This is a genomic window from Paenibacillus sp. FSL R7-0312 (assembly GCF_038004445.1).
GTDB lineage: Bacteria > Bacillota > Bacilli > Paenibacillales > Paenibacillaceae > Paenibacillus_AQ.
In genome coordinates this window covers 1,798,944-1,816,921 of sequence record NZ_JBBORE010000001.1, presented here as the reverse complement: position 1 = coordinate 1,816,921, position 17,978 = coordinate 1,798,944, and the positions used below count along the sequence as shown (strand labels likewise).

At 53.0% G+C, this 17,978-nt stretch carries 17 protein-coding genes; 7 read left to right on the top strand and 10 right to left on the bottom strand.

What is annotated here, in order from left to right; genetic code table 11:
• Window positions 1-130: 130 nt before the first annotated feature.
• On the top strand, window positions 131-1,132 hold the full coding sequence (gene moaA / locus MKX70_RS07890; protein ID WP_042240355.1) for a GTP 3',8-cyclase MoaA: 1,002 nt from the start codon (window positions 131-133) through the stop codon (window positions 1,130-1,132).
• Between the two features lie 104 nt (window positions 1,133-1,236).
• Here the strand turns inward: moaA and MKX70_RS07885 are convergent, their stop codons facing one another.
• The 4 genes from MKX70_RS07885 to MKX70_RS07870 all read right to left on the bottom strand — a co-directional run bounded on the left by MKX70_RS07885 (window position 1,237) and on the right by MKX70_RS07870 (window position 5,291).
• A complete protein-coding gene (locus MKX70_RS07885; RefSeq protein WP_052416772.1) occupies window positions 1,237-2,559 on the bottom strand; it encodes a helix-turn-helix domain-containing protein in 1,323 nt (440 codons plus the stop codon).
• Window positions 2,560-2,644: 85 nt separating this feature from the next.
• Complete coding sequence (locus MKX70_RS07880; protein WP_042240357.1) at window positions 2,645-2,824, bottom strand: aspartyl-phosphate phosphatase Spo0E family protein; 180 nt, start codon at window positions 2,822-2,824, stop codon at window positions 2,645-2,647.
• Window positions 2,825-3,111: 287 nt separating this feature from the next.
• The gene (locus tag MKX70_RS07875) at window positions 3,112-4,503 is read right to left on the bottom strand and encodes a helix-turn-helix transcriptional regulator (protein ID WP_197073003.1); all 1,392 of its coding nucleotides are present in this window, start codon (window positions 4,501-4,503) and stop codon (window positions 3,112-3,114) included.
• A 176-nt stretch (window positions 4,504-4,679) separates the two neighbouring features.
• Complete coding sequence (locus MKX70_RS07870; protein WP_042243688.1) at window positions 4,680-5,291, bottom strand: LysE/ArgO family amino acid transporter; 612 nt, start codon at window positions 5,289-5,291, stop codon at window positions 4,680-4,682.
• Between the two features lie 214 nt (window positions 5,292-5,505).
• On the opposite strand from MKX70_RS07870, the gene MKX70_RS07865 reads away from it, so the two are divergent.
• The 3 genes from MKX70_RS07865 to MKX70_RS07855 all read left to right on the top strand — a co-directional run bounded on the left by MKX70_RS07865 (window position 5,506) and on the right by MKX70_RS07855 (window position 8,582).
• Window positions 5,506-7,110: an aminotransferase-like domain-containing protein gene (locus tag MKX70_RS07865; protein ID WP_340839827.1), complete on the top strand. Its 1,605-nt coding sequence runs from the start codon at window positions 5,506-5,508 to the stop codon at window positions 7,108-7,110.
• A 109-nt stretch (window positions 7,111-7,219) separates the two neighbouring features.
• Window positions 7,220-7,819: a TetR/AcrR family transcriptional regulator gene (locus MKX70_RS07860; protein WP_340781792.1), complete on the top strand. Its 600-nt coding sequence runs from the start codon at window positions 7,220-7,222 to the stop codon at window positions 7,817-7,819.
• 19 nt (window positions 7,820-7,838) lie between these two features.
• Entirely contained in the window at window positions 7,839-8,582 is a 744-nt protein-coding gene (locus tag MKX70_RS07855) for an SDR family oxidoreductase (RefSeq protein WP_340781789.1), read from the top strand.
• On the opposite strand, the gene MKX70_RS07850 is transcribed toward MKX70_RS07855, so the two are convergent.
• Genes MKX70_RS07850 through MKX70_RS07840 form a run of 3 tightly spaced genes read right to left on the bottom strand, consistent with a single transcriptional unit; the run spans window position 8,575 to window position 12,111 of the window.
• Window positions 8,575-9,642, bottom strand: a complete 1,068-nt coding sequence (locus MKX70_RS07850; RefSeq protein WP_340839826.1) for a sensor histidine kinase — start codon at window positions 9,640-9,642, stop codon at window positions 8,575-8,577. The genes MKX70_RS07855 and MKX70_RS07850 overlap by 8 nt on opposite strands.
• Before the next feature lie 2 nt (window positions 9,643-9,644).
• On the bottom strand, window positions 9,645-10,316 hold the full coding sequence (locus MKX70_RS07845; protein WP_042240366.1) for a response regulator transcription factor: 672 nt from the start codon (window positions 10,314-10,316) through the stop codon (window positions 9,645-9,647).
• Entirely contained in the window at window positions 10,246-12,111 is a 1,866-nt protein-coding gene (locus MKX70_RS07840) for an ABC transporter ATP-binding protein (protein WP_340839825.1), read from the bottom strand. The genes MKX70_RS07845 and MKX70_RS07840 overlap by 71 nt, the downstream gene beginning before the upstream one ends.
• Before the next feature lie 236 nt (window positions 12,112-12,347).
• On the opposite strand from MKX70_RS07840, the gene MKX70_RS07835 reads away from it, so the two are divergent.
• Window positions 12,348-13,565 carry an MFS transporter gene (locus tag MKX70_RS07835; protein ID WP_042240373.1) on the top strand — a complete coding sequence of 406 codons (1,218 nt, stop codon included), beginning with the start codon at window positions 12,348-12,350 and terminating at the stop codon, window positions 13,563-13,565.
• Between the two features lie 102 nt (window positions 13,566-13,667).
• On the opposite strand, the gene MKX70_RS07830 is transcribed toward MKX70_RS07835, so the two are convergent.
• Complete coding sequence (locus tag MKX70_RS07830; RefSeq protein WP_081956730.1) at window positions 13,668-15,380, bottom strand: glutamine--tRNA ligase/YqeY domain fusion protein; 1,713 nt, start codon at window positions 15,378-15,380, stop codon at window positions 13,668-13,670.
• Window positions 15,381-15,627: 247 nt separating this feature from the next.
• On the opposite strand from MKX70_RS07830, the gene MKX70_RS07825 reads away from it, so the two are divergent.
• Together MKX70_RS07825 and MKX70_RS07820 are read left to right on the top strand one after the other, a co-directional pair.
• Window positions 15,628-15,873, top strand: coding sequence for a DUF2164 domain-containing protein (locus MKX70_RS07825; RefSeq protein ID WP_042240376.1), 246 nt, complete (start codon window positions 15,628-15,630; stop codon window positions 15,871-15,873).
• Window positions 15,874-15,913: 40 nt separating this feature from the next.
• Window positions 15,914-16,462 (top strand): GNAT family N-acetyltransferase, encoded by a 549-nt coding sequence (locus MKX70_RS07820; RefSeq protein WP_039309141.1) that lies wholly within the window; start codon window positions 15,914-15,916, stop codon window positions 16,460-16,462.
• Between the two features lie 295 nt (window positions 16,463-16,757).
• Here MKX70_RS07820 and MKX70_RS07815 read toward each other — a convergent pair whose 3' ends face one another.
• Together MKX70_RS07815 and MKX70_RS07810 are read right to left on the bottom strand one after the other, a co-directional pair.
• Window positions 16,758-17,417, bottom strand: a complete 660-nt coding sequence (locus MKX70_RS07815; protein ID WP_340839824.1) for an MOSC domain-containing protein — start codon at window positions 17,415-17,417, stop codon at window positions 16,758-16,760.
• Window positions 17,414-17,926 carry a GNAT family N-acetyltransferase gene (locus MKX70_RS07810; protein WP_340839822.1) on the bottom strand — a complete coding sequence of 171 codons (513 nt, stop codon included), beginning with the start codon at window positions 17,924-17,926 and terminating at the stop codon, window positions 17,414-17,416. Before MKX70_RS07810 ends, MKX70_RS07815 begins: the two co-directional genes overlap by 4 nt.
• Between the last annotated feature and the right edge of the window lie 52 nt (window positions 17,927-17,978).

Below are 17,978 nucleotides of genomic sequence, written 5' to 3'. Positions count from 1 at the left end.
TTCTTATGCTGTATGCATTCCCTCCTCTTCCATAATTGCGAATTGAGCCAGCTGAAGCGTTAGACATTGACGCAGAGGAATGAAGTCTTTAAAATTTAAAATAAAACTGAACAGGTGAAGGAGTAGTGCCATGGAGCCGCTGACCGATCCTTTTGGACGGATACATGATTACATCCGCATTTCGGTTACAGACCGCTGCAACCTGCGCTGTATTTATTGTATGCCTGCGGAAGGAATGCAATTCCAGCCGCAGGACGAGATTATGAGTTATGAGGAAATTACCGCTGTAGTGGAAGCAATTGCGCCGCTGGGCCTGCGGAAGGTCCGGCTGACCGGCGGAGAACCGCTGGTCCGTAGGGATCTGGAGAAGCTGGTATCCATGATCTCCGCTATACCCGGTATTGAAGATATATCGTTGACTACGAATGGTCTGATGCTTCCCGCCAAAGCCGCTGCCCTGAAGCAGGCAGGCTTGTCACGGGTGAACATCAGCCTGGACTCCCTCCGCCAGGACCGGTTCTCCATGATCACCCGCGGCGGCGATGTCGCCAAAGTGCTGAAGGGGATTGAAGCCGCCGAAGCGGCCGGCCTGTCACCGATCAAGCTGAATGTTGTGCTGATGAAAGGCATTAATGATGATGAGATCAAGGATTTCATCGCCCTGACGCTGAACAGCCCGCTGAATGTACGGTTCATCGAATATATGCCAATTGGCAGTGCAAGCGATGCCTGGCGGCAGACCTATCTCCCGCTCGAAACGGTAGTAGAAGCCTGCAATGAAGCAGGCTGGACTACCGAGGAGGCCGATATGCCTTCCGGAAATGGCCCCTCCCAGAACCGGCGTGTCACCGGGGCGAAAGGAACCTTCGGACTGATTCATCCGGTAAGCGAGCACTTCTGCGATAACTGCAACCGGCTGCGCCTCACGGCCGACGGCAACATCAAAGCCTGCCTTTACTGGGAGGATGAATATAATGTGCGGCCACTGATAAGTGATCCTGCTGCGGTGCAGGCTCTTGTCCGCCAGGCGCTCGGCAACAAGCCGCATAATCACGAAATGGCGCTGGCCCTAGAGCGTAAAGCGCAGAGCCATACGCCTACCGCACGCCGCATGTCACAGATCGGCGGCTAACCGCAGGCGGCATTACCGGTTGAACAAATAAACGGCTGAGATTCCCTGGAGGGGCTCTCAGCCGTTTTGCATGAATATACAAAGGGAATGCCATTCCTGAATCCTCAGCCGAGTTTAGTGATATCCGAAATCGATATCTCAAAATCCACGGATATAGTTCCCCGGATCACATTACGTTCACAGTCTATTTTGGCGGACAGGTCCACGCCCTGCATGATTACGTCACCGCCTTTATAACGTCTGCGGGCCAGATAATAGTTCGCCAGCTCGCGGCGGAACTGGGCATGGCTGTCTTTCAGCATCAATATATTGCGTTCACCAAAGACGCTGGAATAATTGCGGTAAGGGATATAATTGGCGAATCTGTGCAGGATATGATCCACATCCCAATTATAACGGTTGGCCGATTCAATAATTTTGAATAGTGCCGTAAAGATCTCATTTTCCCGGGTAGAAATGTATTCCACGTACTCATCCAGCACTTCGATTTGTCCGTCCATCAAGCGGTAGAGATAGGTATTAGCCGTTCCCCATTCCTGGTATTGGGCGATTATCCGCCTTGCTTCCTCAGTGTCTTCCCGTATCCAGCTTCCATCCATATATAAGGGTATAATCTCCAGCGCAGATTTATATTCCCCGTACTGCTCTAATACATAGGCACGAAGTAGCTGGGCGTATAAAATATATGCGTACAACGGTCTTTTATGTTCTTGTCCATTATTTGGCATACGGCCTGATATTCTATGCAGCTCGTACAGATGAGAAGCAATCCTGAGCATTTCCTCCGCCAGCTCGCCCACCTTCTGCCACTTATGAAGTGAGGCATACGTATCGGCCAGCTGTTTCAACGCATCCAGCTGATTGACCTCATCCAACCTGCCCACATAGCCCTCACACAAGGTAGCTGCTATCAAATTATTGTGCGGATCGTCTCCCAGATTAATCAGAAACAACCGATATTGGCAGAGCGCCAGACGCTCGGAATGCTGGTATTTCTCGCTGGCGCCCACATTTTCATAGATTAATGAGGCTGCTTGCCAGTTCTTTTGCTCGAATAACTCCTCGGCCACTTCAAAGAGCAGCGGTACATAGAGCAGATTATCAAGCAAATTCTGTATAATCCGCTCAATACAGTCCAGACGTGACAGCGCCGCACATTGCAGCAGGAATGGCCGCAGGCGCCGCCAGGTTGGTGCCGAATCATACAGACATTCATCTACATACTTACTGTAAAAGTAGTCCTCGGGAAGCCCCATCCCGCGTGTAACACGGATCAGATGATTCATCGCCAAAGCCTGCTGACCCTTCATCACCCGGCTGAGTGTACCGGAATGTATCCCGCTGATGATAGCAAACTGATTAATGGACAGGTTATGCTTGAAGAGATACGCTGCTATTTCGTCCCGGATTTTGACTGTATGCTCCACAGTATTTATCACCCTTTTCACACGCTTATCCATAGAATGTTAGATCTAACTTATCTGTTGTTTCAATTCATCTCTTAAGTTACTGCTAAGCAGGCGGCCTTTTCTTCATCCGGTAGGTATGATCATAAGAATTAAGCAGCTCATCCAGCACTACAGATTGCCGTAGTACCTCAGGATGACATAAACCGCCATATTGGACTTGCAACTTATGAAGCTTGCTTCTAGCTCTCTCAATACGAATTCTGACACTTGCCGGACTATACATGGAAATCCCGCCTCCTTATGAAATATTATAGATTTTTATGTAAAAATACAAAATATTGGACTGATTGCATTATCTGTAAAAGTTAATATATTAACAAAGCTCTGGCGAAATTGGAATTGTCCATAAAAAAGACGTCCCTGCATTAGCAGAAGACGCCGAAGACGATACTGTATAACTGCAGACGCTGATTCTAGGCGCCCGTGCCATGTCCCATTGTTTGAATCAGTTGTTGTTGTACAGGTTCGCCAACTATCTGTGCTTCAGGAATAGCAATCAGTACAACAATACTACATGAGGCTAGCAATAATAGGAGTTTTCTTTTCATTTGCATCCCGCACCTCTCTGATTAGGATTTTGTATTGCCTCTGCTCATCTTCTCCAGCAATATGCCTGTTCTGCTCGAATAGATCAACACATTTGAAGATCATGCTCTCATTCTTAAGTTTAGAAGATGATTCTAAACCTTTTAGGATATATCCAATGCCTTCACTTCGCTTATTTCGCAGATAATAGACTCCCAGTTCAACAAGAAATCTGGCATGTTGGTCAGCCTTAATCTGCTGATTGTACATTCCGAACTCATTGAGATGTATCCTATAGGGCATGTAATCAGAGAAACGTTCTAAAATAGAATCTACATTCCAGTTATACAGATTTGCAGATTTTACGATATAAAATAAAGCTGTGAAGATCTCCCCTTGTTGCGAGGAAATATAGTTAACATATTCAGCTAACACCTCTAGCTGCCCAGCCAGTAAGCGGTACAAATAAGTATTAGCCTTGCCCCATTCCTGGAATTGCGCTACAGTCCTCTTCGCCTCCTCACTTTCTTCATGTATCCAATTTACGTCCGAATATAAAGGTACAAGTTCAAGAGCCATTTTGTAGTCTCCATATTCCTCGTATACATTTGAACGCATTAGATGGGCATACAATATATAAAAGCAAAAAGGTCTTTCTCCGCTCTTCACCGTCTCTTTATGTTTCGAGCGACAATAAAGATCATATTGAATTGTAGCAATCCGTAGTAATTCAAGAGCAAGCTCATTTACTTTATTCCATAATTGCATTGTATAGTAGACATGCATCAAATCTTTCAGCGCATCCAGCTGATCCGCCTCATTCAGGCGCGGGAAGTAGCTCTCAAACAGAGTAGCAGCCCGCAGGTTCGTGCTCTGATCATCTCCAAGTGCAATCTGGAACAGGCGGTATTGGCACATAGCCAGCCGTTCGGAGTACTGATATTTCTCGCTGGCGCTTACATTCTCGTAAAGCAGTGCCGCCCCCGGCCAATGCCCCTGCTGAAACAATCCTTCCGCTACTTCAAACAACATGGGAACATAGGTCAGATTATCAAGCAGATTATGCACCAGCAGCTCGATACAGTCCATGCGCCCAAGCTCTGCACACTTTACAATAAAAGGCCGAAGCCGCCGCCAGGTTGGTGCCGAATGATAGAAGCATTCATCTACATATAAACTGTAAAAGTAGTCCTCGCATACCCCCATCCCTGCAGTAATTAACTCAAGATGGCTCATGGCAATCGGCTGATGACCATTAATAATCCGGCTTAATGTCCCGGAATTAATGCCGGATCTTATGGCAAAATGATTGATGGACAGCTCATGTTTTGATAAATAGTCCACTAGCTGATCTCGAATCGTGGCTGCAGGCTCCAAGGAAACACCACCTTTCCAAATCCCATAATTTAGAATTTTATGTTTATATCTGTATAGTAGGCGATTATAATCCAATGGTCAATAGACTAGATTCAGATAAATTATGAATGTGTGAAGTTTTCGAAACAGTTTGGCAATCTGGTTACCAAATCGGGCTCTGCAGGGCTAAATTGGCGTTAAAAGCTCCTCCACAGCTGTATTCCCATGTAGGCGGCGATCGCCCAGATCAATAATGCTGAAGCGGCATTCAGCCTCTTAATCACTTTACCGGAGGCATCCATCCTGCCGAGCAGGCGGCCCGCAGCGGCAAGACCCAGGAACCAGATCCAGGAGACAGCTACCGTAGCCGCCGCGAAAGCCCAGCGCACCATACCGTCATACTGCAGCGAGCTCGTACCGATGACGCCCACCGTATCCAGCAGCGCATGCGGATTCAAGAGGGAAACGGACAGTGCATACAGCATCTGACCCTTCGGAGAGAGGCGCCCCGACTCTTCCTGCGCCGGAGCAGAGCGCCAGATTCTCCAGCCCATGAAGCAGAGAAACAGGATTCCCGCACTATAGATAAGGGGTGTGACCCAGTGCAGCGATAGAATGACCAGAGAAATACCGCCTACTGCAGCGGTTATAAGCAGCGTATCGCATGCCGCTGCCGTCAGAACTACAGGCAGCACACTGCGGAATCTCGCGTGCTGTGCCCCTTGATTGAATACGAATATATTCTGCACGCCCAGCGGCAGAATAAGCCCGAAGGCCAGAATGATTCCATGTACAATGGCTTCCGTCACAACTTCTTCCTCCTTCATATAAACTGTGATGCTGCCGGATGGACAAGCCTCCACAGCTTCTTGCTTCTTCCCGGTTAACGCATTCTGATCGTACTCTGGTGCAGAGGCTGCCGTAACCATCCAAGTTGTCCGTCTCATACCCAGCCAAGCTTAATAGACGACTATGAACCATGGTACACTCAAGAAAAGAAACCACAAAAGAGGAGCCGGTCCCTTGACACATCAGCATCCGCCAGATCATCCAGAGGTAAGCGCTGCCGGTCCTTCCGGTCATCCTGAAGCTCCCGCACCTGCCGCTCTTGAAAAGGAGCCGGACGGCTCACTCTCTGTCCTGCAAGGCACATGGAAGCCGGACCCGGCTTCCCCGCTGCCGCTTCATAGTCAGATATCCGCCTACTTCCTCGCCAAGATCAGCAGCGGGGCCTGGCCTCCCGGCATGCGGCTGGCTCCGCAGCGTGAGCTCTGCCGCATGCTCGGTGTTAACCGCAGCACGGTGGTCACGGCGCTGGGCCAGCTCACAGCACTGGGCCTGATTGAGGGCAGACGCGGCGGAGGTACCGTAGTAGTAGCGGATGCACGTTCCGGCATCCGGCCCGACGGTGAATCCAACATGGTCACAGCTCCGGCAGAACCGGAGCGCCGGGGCAACTGGAATGATTATGTGGAGGAGGGGATTCACTATCCCAACCTGCCTACCGTACAGGATATCAACCGGCTCGAATATGAGCCGGGTCTGATCCGCCTCGGAACCGGCGAGCCTGCGCCGGAGCTGTTGCCCGGCGCAGCGATGAACCGGGTGCTGGCCGGACTCTCGCAGCGGATTCTTCCACCGCTCTCTTATGAGGAACCGCTCGGCAATCCGGCGCTGCGGGCTGCAGTCAGCCGGATGCTGGCCCGAAGCGGCATTGCAGCCGACCCCGCCTCCATTCTTATCACCTCCGGGGCACTTCAGGGACTCCAGCTTATTGCTCTGGGCCTTCTGCCGCGCGGCTCATCGATCCTGCTGGAGAAGCCGTCCTATCTGTATTCGATTCACGCCTTTCAGTCTGCCGGGGTGAAATTCAGCGGGCTGCCCATGGACGGACGCGGGCTAATCCCGGACCACCTTACAGCTGAGGCTGTCCGTAGCAAGGCGGCGATGCTCTACTGTATCCCTTCCTTTCATAACCCCACCGGAGTTCTGATGGATGCCGGGCGGCGCCGGGAGCTTATGCAGGTCACAGGCAGCCTTGGGCTGCCTATTCTCGAGGATGGCGCCTATCAGGAGCTGTGGCTAGATGCACCGCCTCCACTGCCGCTGAAGGCGCTGGACCGTGAGGGAAGGGTGCTGCATCTGGGTACCCTGTCCAAAGCAGCCAGCCCCGGCCTGCGCATCGGCTGGATTGTCGGCCCGGAGCCGGTAGTCCGGCGGCTGGCCGACATCAAAATGCAGAGCGATTACGGCGCAAGCTCCCTGTCACAGCTGGCTGCCGCCAGTTGGCTTGAGGACGGCTATCATGAGGAGCATCTGCAGGTGCTGCGCGGCAGACTCCGGGAGCGCCGTGATCTTGTACTGGAGCTGCTGCAGCTTCATTGCGCCGGACTGGCAACCTGGAATGTACCGGCAGGCGGATTCTACATCTGGCTGTCCCTCCTGCATCCTGTGCCTCCGCGCAAGCTGTTCACTGCAGCCCTGCGCGCCGGATTGCTGCTGAATACAGGCGATCTGTACGACCGTAGTGACCGCGGGCATCTCCGACTGTCTTACGCTTATGCTTCTCCGGCAGAATTGGAACGCGGAATCGCCCTGCTGGCAGATCTACTTAGGGAAGCTCCATGAATCACACGAATAGCGGATAACAAATAGCGCATGACAAATGACAATAATAAATATTTGTCATTTGTCATGCGCTATGTTATGCTTCTTGCACAGGAAGGGGAAGTTACCCGTGAATAAATTAAGCTCTTTTTTGAGCAGAACAGAAATCCTTAATGCCGCTGAACAAACCCTGCGCAAATACGGGCCGGACAAGGCTTCTGTCACTGATGTAGCCAAGCTGCTGGGCGTGAGCCACGGAACCCTGTACCGGCATTTCCCCAGCAAAGCTGCATTGCGGGAGGCGGTGACGGAACGCTGGCTGGAGGAGATGATTGTGGCTCCCCTAAGCGAAATTGCCGGGATGCCCGCAGATAATGCCTTGGGGCAGCTTGGAGATTATATCGCTAAGCTCGTAGAGCTTAAGCAGCATTATGCCGCACAGGACAGCGAGATGTTCAAAATGTATGCAGCCGTCACTGAAGAATCGGCAGCGCTTGTTGAAGTCCATATCCGGAAGCTTCTCGATCACATTGACCTTCTCATTGCCCAGGGCATGGAACAAGGTCTTATATCACGGAGTATCCCGGCGGCGGTACAGGCACGTTCAGTCCTCTATGGCACCGCACGCTTTCACCATCCGGCGCACGCCTATGAGTGGCGCAGCCCAGGCATCATGCAGGAATTCGCCCAGCTCTGGACACTGCTGGAAAGAGGATTATCCGTACATTAAATCCAAGGAGGAACTGCTAATGACACAATCATTGCAAGGCAAGGTGGCTATTGTAACAGGCTCATCGAGAGGAATCGGGCGGAGTGTCGCTGAGCGGCTGGCGGAGCAGGGAGCTTCCGTCATCATCAACTATTCGAGCAGTCCCGCCCAGGCAGATGACGTAGTAACGGCCATTCGGGCGGGCGGCGGAACAGCCGCTGCCCTGCAGGCAGACATCAGCAAGCCTGCCCAGATTGAACAGCTGTTCAAGGAGACCAAGGCGCTCTATGGAAAGATCGATATATTGGTCAACAATGCGGGAATTATGATGAATTCCCTGATCGGAGAAGCTACTGAGGAGCAATTCGACAAGCAGTTCGCCATCAACGTCAAGGGCACCTACTTCTCCTGCCAGCAGGCCTTCTATCACCTCGAACAGGGCGGGCGGATTATTAATTTCTCCACTTCCGTCAACGGCCAGATGTTCCCGGCCTACAGTATTTATGCCGGCACCAAAGGTGCGGTTGAGCAATTCACCCGCCAGCTAGCCAAGGAATTCGGCAGCAAAGGCATCACCATCAATGCGGTGGCACCAGGACCAGTAGCCACAGAATTGTTCCTGGAGGGCAAATCAGAAGCCGTACTGGAAGGGCTGAAGAAGGGCAATGCCTTCGGACGTCTGGGCCAGCCGGAGGATATTGCCGGCGTGGTCAGCTTCCTGGCCGGAGAAGACTCCGGGTGGATTACCGGCCAGACCCTCCGCGTCAATGGCGGATTCATCTGACTTGCAGAGGTATACGTACGACTGAAGCCGTCCCCTCACCGGGACGGCTTGTTATCTGTATGCTGCCTTCGTGAAGTTCAACAATTTTCTTCACCAGCGGCAGTCCCAGCCCGCTTCCGCCGCCCCCGCTGACGCTTCTGGATTTGTCCACTTTATAGAAGCGTTCGAAGATCCGCGGCAGCTCCTCTTCGGCAATGCCGATTCCGCTGTCCTTCACCTCCACTTCAATCCACTCCTCTGAGATACGCAAGGAGACGGTAATCCGTCCGCCCTGCGGGGTGAACTTGATGCTGTTATGCAGCAGGTTGGTCCACACCTGGCTGAGCAGGTCTTTTACCGCAACCACGGTGGTTTCTGCAAGATCTGCCTCTACCTCAATATCCTTGCCCAGCCACTGCGGCTCTGAGGCCAGGATCATCTCCTGCAGCTGCTTATCCAGCCTGTAGGGCTTCCGCTCGAACGGGAAGCTCTCTGCCTCCAGTGCCGACAGCTTCAGCAGATTGTCGCTCAGGCCGGACAAGCGGCGGCTCTCCGCTTCAATGATATCCAGGTAATGCTTCCTGCTCTCAGTACTGAGGCTGTCATCCTGCAGGGCTGCAGCGAACCCGCGGATGGAGGTCAGCGGCGACTGGATCTCATGCGATACGTTAGAGATGAAATCCTGGCGCAACGTCTCCATCCGGCTAAGCTCGTTAGCCATTTCGTTAATCCCCTCCACAATACCGCCAAACTGCCTGTACTGTCTGCTGTTCTCCAGTTCGATTTTGAAATCACCTTTGGAAATCTGCCGCATCGCCGTCAGGATCGGCACATAGAATCTCTGGTCCTGCCCACGGGTAGCGAAAGCGATGGCGCCAGCCACGCAGAAGAAGATAATCACCTGCATGCCCATAATAAACAGATGATACCCGTATTCGGAGAAGGACCAGCCGAAATGCCGGACCAGCAGCCTTGAGCCGAAATAGCTTCCGTTCCAGGAGATAAAGAGCATCGCCAATATGCCGGCTATAGGCGCAATCACATTGATTATCTTCCATACTTTCTTAATCCTGCTCAGCATGCTTATCCCTCCAGCCGGTAACCAAGGCCCCGGATTGTGCGGATGGCGAACCCGAATTTATCCCGGGGAAACCGCTCGCGCAGACGGCCCACATGCACATCCAGCGTCCGCTCATTCCCTTCAAAATCATAACCCCAAATCTCTTCAATCAGCCGGTCGCGTGTCAGCGTCTGACCCGGATAGCTGGCCAGCTTGAACAGCAGTTCAAATTCCTTAAGCGGCAACGTAACATCGCCATGCTCGGATACAACCTCGTATGTTCTGCGGTTCATCCGCAGGCTCCCTACGGTAACGCTCTGGGCGGCAGAAATTTGGTACCGCTTCAGCAGCGCTTTCACTCTGGCGATCAGTACGGGCGGCTCGAACGGCTTGACCAGATAGTCGTCTGTACCGAGCTCGAAGCCTTTGACAATCTGTGAGGTTTCACCTTTGGCTGTCAGCATCAGGATCGGGAAGTCATACTGCTTGCGCAGCTCCCGGCACAGCTCCCAGCCGTCCATATTCGGCATCATGACATCAATAATCGCCAGATCGGCCGGTGTCTCTTCGAGCAGTCGCAGCGCCTCCAGCCCATCGGAGGCACTCAGCACTTCTTCCATGCCTTCAGCTCTCAGAAAGACTCCCACCAATTCGCGGATGTGCGGATCGTCGTCCACTACCAGTATTTTGGCCATATCCTGTAGAACCCTCCTCTATCACACTGCCCTGAAGCTCCGGCGTATTCATCTGCAGCTGCTGCTCGGCAAATTCACGGTACAGCTCATGATCCCGCAGCAGCTCTTCATGTGTTCCCTTGCCGGTTATCCGGCCCTTTTCCATAAATATAATCTGGTCCGCATTGACGACTGTAGCCAGTCTGTGGGCAATGACAATCGTGGTCCGACCCTGCATCAGATTGCCCAGTGCCTTCTGTACAACGGCTTCCGACTGGCTGTCCAGACTGGACGTTGCCTCATCGAGCATGAGAATCTTCGGATCGCGCAGCAGCGCTCTGGCAATGGCGATCCGCTGCCGCTGTCCGCCGGACAGCTTCACTCCGCGTTCGCCGACGTCCGTATTGTACCCGTCCGGAAGCTCTGCAATAAAGCCGTCAGCGTATGCCATGGCCGCAGCATGCTGCAGCTCCTCCTTACTGATCTCGCGGTCCAGTCCATATCCCAGATTCTCGGCAATCGTTCCGGCCAGCAGCGGACTTTCCTGCGAGACATACCCGATCCGCTTACGCCAGGATTTCAGCGAGAACATCGACACCGGCTTGCCGTCCATCCGGATAACACCGCTCTGCGGCTCATAGAATCGTTCCAGCAGTGAGAACAGCGTCGTTTTACCGCCGCCGCTTGGGCCGACAATCGCTGTCACCTGGCCCGGCAGCATCGTGAAGCTTATCTTGTTCAGCACTTTCTCGCCCGTTTTGTATCCGAAGCTGAGGTCTTCCACATCGATTGGGCCTTCCCCGCTGCCAGCCTCTTCTACACCTTCATACACTTCTTCCTCTGCCGCAAGCGTCTCGATAATCCGCTCCGAGGCACCTTTGGCCTTCTGAAGCTGCGTGAAGAATTGAGTCAGCTGGGTCAGCGGCATAATAATCTGGATCAGATACAGAATGAAGGCCACCAGCTCACCGGCGGTCAGAACCCCCGAGGACACCTGCATTCCGCCATAGCCGATAATCACCACAAGCAGCATCATGAAGACGAAGGAGACCAACGGGCTGATCATCGCACTAATTTTGCCCTCACGGATGCCGAAGGACAGCAGGTTCATAATTCCTTTTCGTCCGGCCTCATACTCCTTCTGCTCGGCTCCGGAGGATTTAACCAGCCGGATTTCAGACAATACACCGCTAAGTGTGGCGGTGAAGGAGGCTGTCTCATCCTGTGTGCCTTTTGATATTTTGTACATCTGCCGGCCCAGCGGTACCAGAATCAGCGCCGACAGCGGGAGGACGGTGAACAGTACCAGCGTCATTTTCCAGTTCAGGAAGAGCAGGACAGAGATTGAACCGACAATGGAGATCACGCCGGTAAAGAGGCTGGCCAGATGCTCCGAGATCAGTGTCTTGAGAATTCCAGTATCATTGGTCATCCGGCTGACGCTTTCACCTGTCCGGTTCTCATTGTAATAGGACACAGGCAGCACAAGGAATTTGCGCCACAGCCGGTCCCTAAGCCCGGCGACAATCTTCTGCCCGACCGCATTCAGCAGATAAATCGAGACACCGCCGGCAAGGGTCTGTGCGATGAAAGCTCCGGCAATTCCGGCAATCTGCAGCTTGCTGACGGAAGCCAGCGAGAAGCCGTCGACCAGGTTCTTCGTGAACATTGGAATAACAAGACCCACCAGGGTCGAAATCATACTGAGGCCCAGAGCCAGTGCCAGCAGCATGTAGGAGGGTTTGGTTTCATGCAGCAGCTTCAGGAACGGCTTCATCGCTGCTCCCTGCTTCTGCGGTGCTTGAGTGTTCTTCATGGTTAATCCCCTTTTCCGGCGGATAGATGTCAGGAACAGCTGATGTCCCGCTTCCGCCTTCCAACCTAGAATAACTGTGCTTTGTAAACTGAAATTAAACTGTTAATTTTCCATTGATTTGTAATTCCCTATATAAGTTGGTTTGTATCCCTTTTCAACAAATGTTACAGTGATAGAAGCGGCAACTTCTGCCGTTCTAAGGATTCAAGGCATCTGGCGGGAAAGGAGTGCAAAGTTTGCGGGAGAACCTCGATAAGCAGCTGTCTTTCACCTCTCTTAAATGGTTCAACTTCTTCGTGTATGGAACGATTGTCCTGTTCACCAGCTTCTTTCCGCTATATCTTCAGATCATGGGAATGAATAAGCTGGAGATCGGGAGCCTGATGTCGGTAGGTGCGCTCGTCTCTATTATTGCCAATCCCTTCTGGGGTATCTGGAGTGACCGTTATCAGAATATCCGGCGGATTGTCCTGGTCATGCTGACCGGCACGCTGGTCTTGTCCCAGCTAGTCTTTCAGGCGAATACATACGAGATGATATATATTTCTATTCTGTTCTTCTACTTCTTCCAGGGGCCGCTGTTCGCCCAGAGCAATACCATGATCCTCAGCTATATCGACGGTACCAGCCAGCGGTTCAGCTCATACCGGCTCTGGGGATCGTTAGGCTGGGCGTTTACTGCCATACTGGCCGGACCCGTGATTGAATGGGCTGGTGTTTCTGTGCTGTCTTATCTCTTTGCAGCACTGCTGTGCGCGGCGATGATTGCTCTGATCGCTATGCCGAAGCTTGATCATTCTATCGGAATCGCTCCCTTGCCATTCAGGGGACTGCGTCAGATCTTCTATAATCCGTTCTTCCTGTGCTTCATCCTCTTCGGCATTCTGGTCTCTATCCCGAATACGATGAACAACACCTTTGTGTCACTGTACATCACAGAGCTGGGGGGAAGCAAGACCATGATTGGGCTGGCGGTGTTCCTCTCTTCCATTCTGGAGATGGGAGTGCTGCTCTTGTGCAATTATATTCTTAAACGTAAAATCTCTGTACTGCTGGCCTCCCTCACGTTCGTCAGCGCCCTGTTCTTCCTGCGCTGGTGGATGATGGCCGATGCAACCACTCCACTACAGGTTGCCTTCATTCAGGTGCTGCACTGTATTACCTTCGGCGGATTCTTCTATGTCGGCACCCAGCTTACTATGCTGCTCGTTCCAAGGGCTTACCGGTCCTCGGGACAAGCACTCTACACGCTTACATGGAGCGGAATATCCGGCATCCTCGGCGGCGTACTCGGCGGCTGGATGTATCAGAATCTCGGAGTGCAGACGATGTATCAGTCCGGTGCGCTCCTCGCCCTGTTCGGCACCATCGGCTTTGGTCTCATGTGGCTCTTCTTCATCCGCGGCGGCTACCGGCCTCCGGCAGATCCCGAAGACGGAGCGGCAGAGGAGTAGCGGCGGGACCCCAGGTAGGCGGGACCGTTCGATTCACAGCACACAGCAAACAGGCTTGGCTTCCCGTACGGGAGGCCAAGCCTGTATTCATTCATGGAGAGTCTAGCCTTGTTTGGGCTGGAAAGAGCTCTTCAGGGAAACCACCAGATTGAATACCAGATGCTCCGGTGATGAATACTTACTGTCTACATTAAAATAACCATGGCGGAAGAATTGGAACTTGTCCTGCGGCACACTGTCCTTCAGGCCCGGTTCGACGAAGCCCTGAATGATCTCGATCGATTTCGGGTTAAGCTGATCCAGGAAGGTAGGCTCCGGCTTGCCTTCAGCAGCTTCCAGACCTTCGATTTCGGCCTCGGTCTCAGCTTCTTCTGCGGAGATCAGCGGCTCATAGAGACGGAATTCTGCCGGTACCGCCTGGCTCGCATCTACCCAGTGCAGCGTTCCCTTGACCTTGCGTCCGGTGAATCCGCTGCCGCTCTTCGTTTCAGGATCATAGGTGCAGTGCAGCTCAATAACTTCTCCGTTCTCATCCTTGATGAACTCGTTGCACTTGATGAAGTAAGCATTCTTGAGCCGGACCTCGTTGCCGGGGAACAGGCGGAAATACTTATTCGGCGGAACCTCCATGAAGTCATCGCGTTCAATATAGATTTCACGGGAGAACGGAATTTGGCGGTTACCCATTTCCGGGTTCTCCACATTGTTCTCAATCTCGAAGTATTCGGTTTCGCCCTCAGGATAATTCGTAATAACTACTTTCAGCGGCCGCAGCACAGCCATGGTCCGGGGTACCGTCAGCTTAAGGTCTTCACGGATGAAATGCTCCAGCATCTGCAGGTCTACGAGGCCCTGGCTCTTGGAAATGCCGGTCTCATGCACGAAGCTGCGGATCGCTTCCGGGGTATACCCGCGGCGGCGCAGTCCTGATATCGTCGGCATGCGGGGATCATCCCAGCCGTCGACATGGCCTTCATCCACCAGCAGCTTCAGCTTACGCTTACTGGTAACGGTCTGGGCGAGGTTAAGGCGCCCGAATTCATATTGATGCGGCGCAGCCGGCATCTCGCATTCCGCTACAACCCAGTCATAGAACGGGCGCTGGTCCTCGAACTCCAGCGAACAGAGGGAATGGGTAACATGCTCAATGGCATCTTCGAGCGGATGCGCGAAGGTATACATCGGATAGATGCACCATTCATCGCCGGTGTTGTGGTGATGAGAGTGAGAGATACGGTAAATGACCGGATCGCGCAAATTGATATTTGGAGAGGACATATCGATTTTGGCGCGCAGCACCTTCTCGCCGTCCTTGAATTCGCCTGCCCGCATGCGGTGGAACAAGTCCAGGTTCTCATCGATACCGCGTTCACGGTAAGGACTGTTCTGTCCCGGCTCCGTCAGCGTTCCGCGGAATTCACGGATCTGCTCTGCCGTGAGATCATCGACATAAGCTTTGCCCTTCTTGATCAGTAGTTCGGCCCGCTCGTACATTTCACCGAAATAATCCGAGGCGAAACGCAGCTCTTCCCATTCGTATCCGAGCCACTTCACATCTTCCTGAATGGAGTTCACATACTCCGTGTCTTCTTTGACCGGATTGGTGTCATCGAATCTCAGATGGGTCTTGCCGCCGAATTCATCAGCCAGTGTAAAGTTAATCCAGATCGCCTTGGCATGTCCGATATGTAAATAACCGTTCGGCTCCGGCGGAAAGCGGGTGACCACTTCCTTAACCTTGCCCGAGCGGAGATCTTCGGTAATGACGTTCTTAATGAAATTGGAGGGTGTACCCTGGTTCTCCACAATGATCAACCTTTCGTTCTGTATTATTACTACTTCCTTGTATAAACATGTTTCCTATTAATATACCCGTTAGGCAGGGAATGTTCAATAAAAGTTAACCAGAAACGGCACTCCTGTCCCTGATGTACAACGTATCTGTCCCGGTGAAACTAAGCCGCCTTTAAGATCCAACAGTGATGAAACTGCATCTTTGACTTCTCTCCCGGCGATAGAGTAGCATGGATCATATAGGATTACCGAGAAGAGGAGGGTACCCATGAAACCGATCAAACTGCCCAAAGAGCAGCGGGAATTGATCACCGAGAATATCCGCGCATACTTCGAAGCCGAACGCGGGGAAACGATTGGCCATCTTGCAGCAGATAATCTGCTGGAGTTCTTCCTGAACGAGCTTGGGCCGGCTGTCTATAACGGGGCACTGAGTGACTGCCGGACACTGGCCTCACAGCGCATGCAGGCGCTGGAGGAAGATATCTACGCTCTGGAGTGGAAAAAGCGTTAGGGCAGAAGACTATACCTTACGCTGCAGAGGGGGAAGCCGCATGTTTAATTATGTCATTGATGAAGAGCTGAAGCTGAAGCTGCTTATGCCAGAGCATGCCCGCCATATGTACGCCCTGGTGGAGCGCTCACGCCACCGGCTCAGGCAGTGGCTGCCTTGGGTGGACGGCGTAGCCGAGCAGGCCCACCTGACTACTTTCATCAAGAATGCCGTGAAGCAGGGCAGTGACAATGGCGGCTTCACGGCCGGACTATGGGTCCGGGAGGAATTAGCAGGGATCATCGGGTATCACGAGATTGACTGGCACAACCGGTCTGTCGGTATTGGCTACTGGCTGGGTGAAGGTTATGAAGGCAACGGCTACATGACCAGCGCCTGCCGGGTATTCGTGGATTATGCCCTGCTGGAGCTGGAGCTCAACCGTGTAGAGATCCGCTGCGCCACGGGTAACACGGCAAGCAGGGCCATTCCCGAGCGGCTCGGATTCATCTTCGAAGGCGTGATCCGCGAAGCGGAGAAGCTGCCCGCAGGTTATGTGAACCACGCAGTCTACGGTCTGCTGCGCAGCGAATGGAAGCTGCTGGGCTGACAGCAGATTGTAGCTTCACGCTCTGCGGGAAACGGTGCCGTCCGGTTCAGGGACGGCTTCGTTTCAGCTAATGGGCAATAAGGGCAGCAGTTGGATAAACAACACTTAATTTCTCACCTTTCGTCTAACGAGGCTGAAACTAACTATTTTAGTTGCTGTTTTTCCACTTGTTTCCGGTTATTTACTAGAAGTCGGCGAATTAAGATACGTTTTTCCACTTGTTTACTTGCAGGGCAGGGTTGGTGGCTCAGCTCTACTCCCTGCTACACCAGCTACACCAGCTACACCCGCACCACTAGCTCTCCGCGATATCCGCAGCATCCAGCCAGCCCCGGAATTTCTCCCGGATGCCGGCTGTGAGGCTGTCCAGCCGGGCTAGATCGGCTAGTCCGGTCTTATCCTTGCGCCCATGCTCCATCGAGTACAGCACCTGCTTCACAGGGAAATGGCCCGCTCCGCTCTCCCGCTTAATAATCCGGTCACCGGATGCAATCCTGCCTTCACGCAGCACACGGAAATAGAACCCGCTGTAACCGGTAGACAGCACCCGCGCAGGCATATCCGCCGGACCATGCTTCTGCGAGAGCTTGAAGCAGGGGAAGCGCGGCTGGCTTACCTGCAGCAGTGCCGTACCAATCTCAAAGACATCCCCAATGCACACCTCGGTCTCCAGAAGTCCGCTCACTGTGATATTCTCACCGAATGCGGAGTAGTCCAGCTTCCGGCCAAGCAGCTCTTCCCAGAAGGCATAATGCTCAACCGGATAGACGCAGACGGCCTTGTCGGGGCCCCCGTGGTTTACAAGATCCGCTTGCCCGTCCCCGTCGAAGCCTTCAGCATGAAGCTCCAGCGGACCTGGGACCGGCAGCTTGTAGATTCCCGTTTCCAGCGGTTTGCCGCGGTAATCCACGGTCTTCGGCTTGCCTACATTAAGTGAGACGACTTCCATCTTCATTCCTCCTCGTCCAGCATGCAGCTCATGAATACCTCATCTACATATCTTCCGCCCAGATAGAACTCCTCCCGCAGCCGTCCCTCCTCCTCAAATCCGCATTTGCGGTAGAACGAGAGTGCCGGTGTATTGCAGGAGAGCACACGCAAGCGCAGCTTACGGATTCCATTCTCTGCGGCATGGTGCTTGATCTCTGCGATCAGCCGGCTGCCTACACCCAGGCGCTGGAAGCGCGGATGTACGGCAATATTAACCTCGCATACATGGCGGTTGCTCTCCATTCCGCTGGGACAGCCGAAGCCGACATACCCGCATAGCTCCCCGTCCTGCAAGGCTACAAGCTGGGAACCGGGCGGTGCATGCAGCAGATAATCCTCCCGGGAGCGCCACATCAGCGGACCGGGTGTTGTCTCCTCTGTCCAGATCATATTATCGAGAATGATCAGCTCACGGGCATCCCTGATTTCAGAGGGACGGATAGTGAAAGCCGAATCCCTGTTTAGTTGTTGCATAACCTTTACACCCCTTGCCTTACTAAGCAGATAATAAAAGGATTAGTTACAG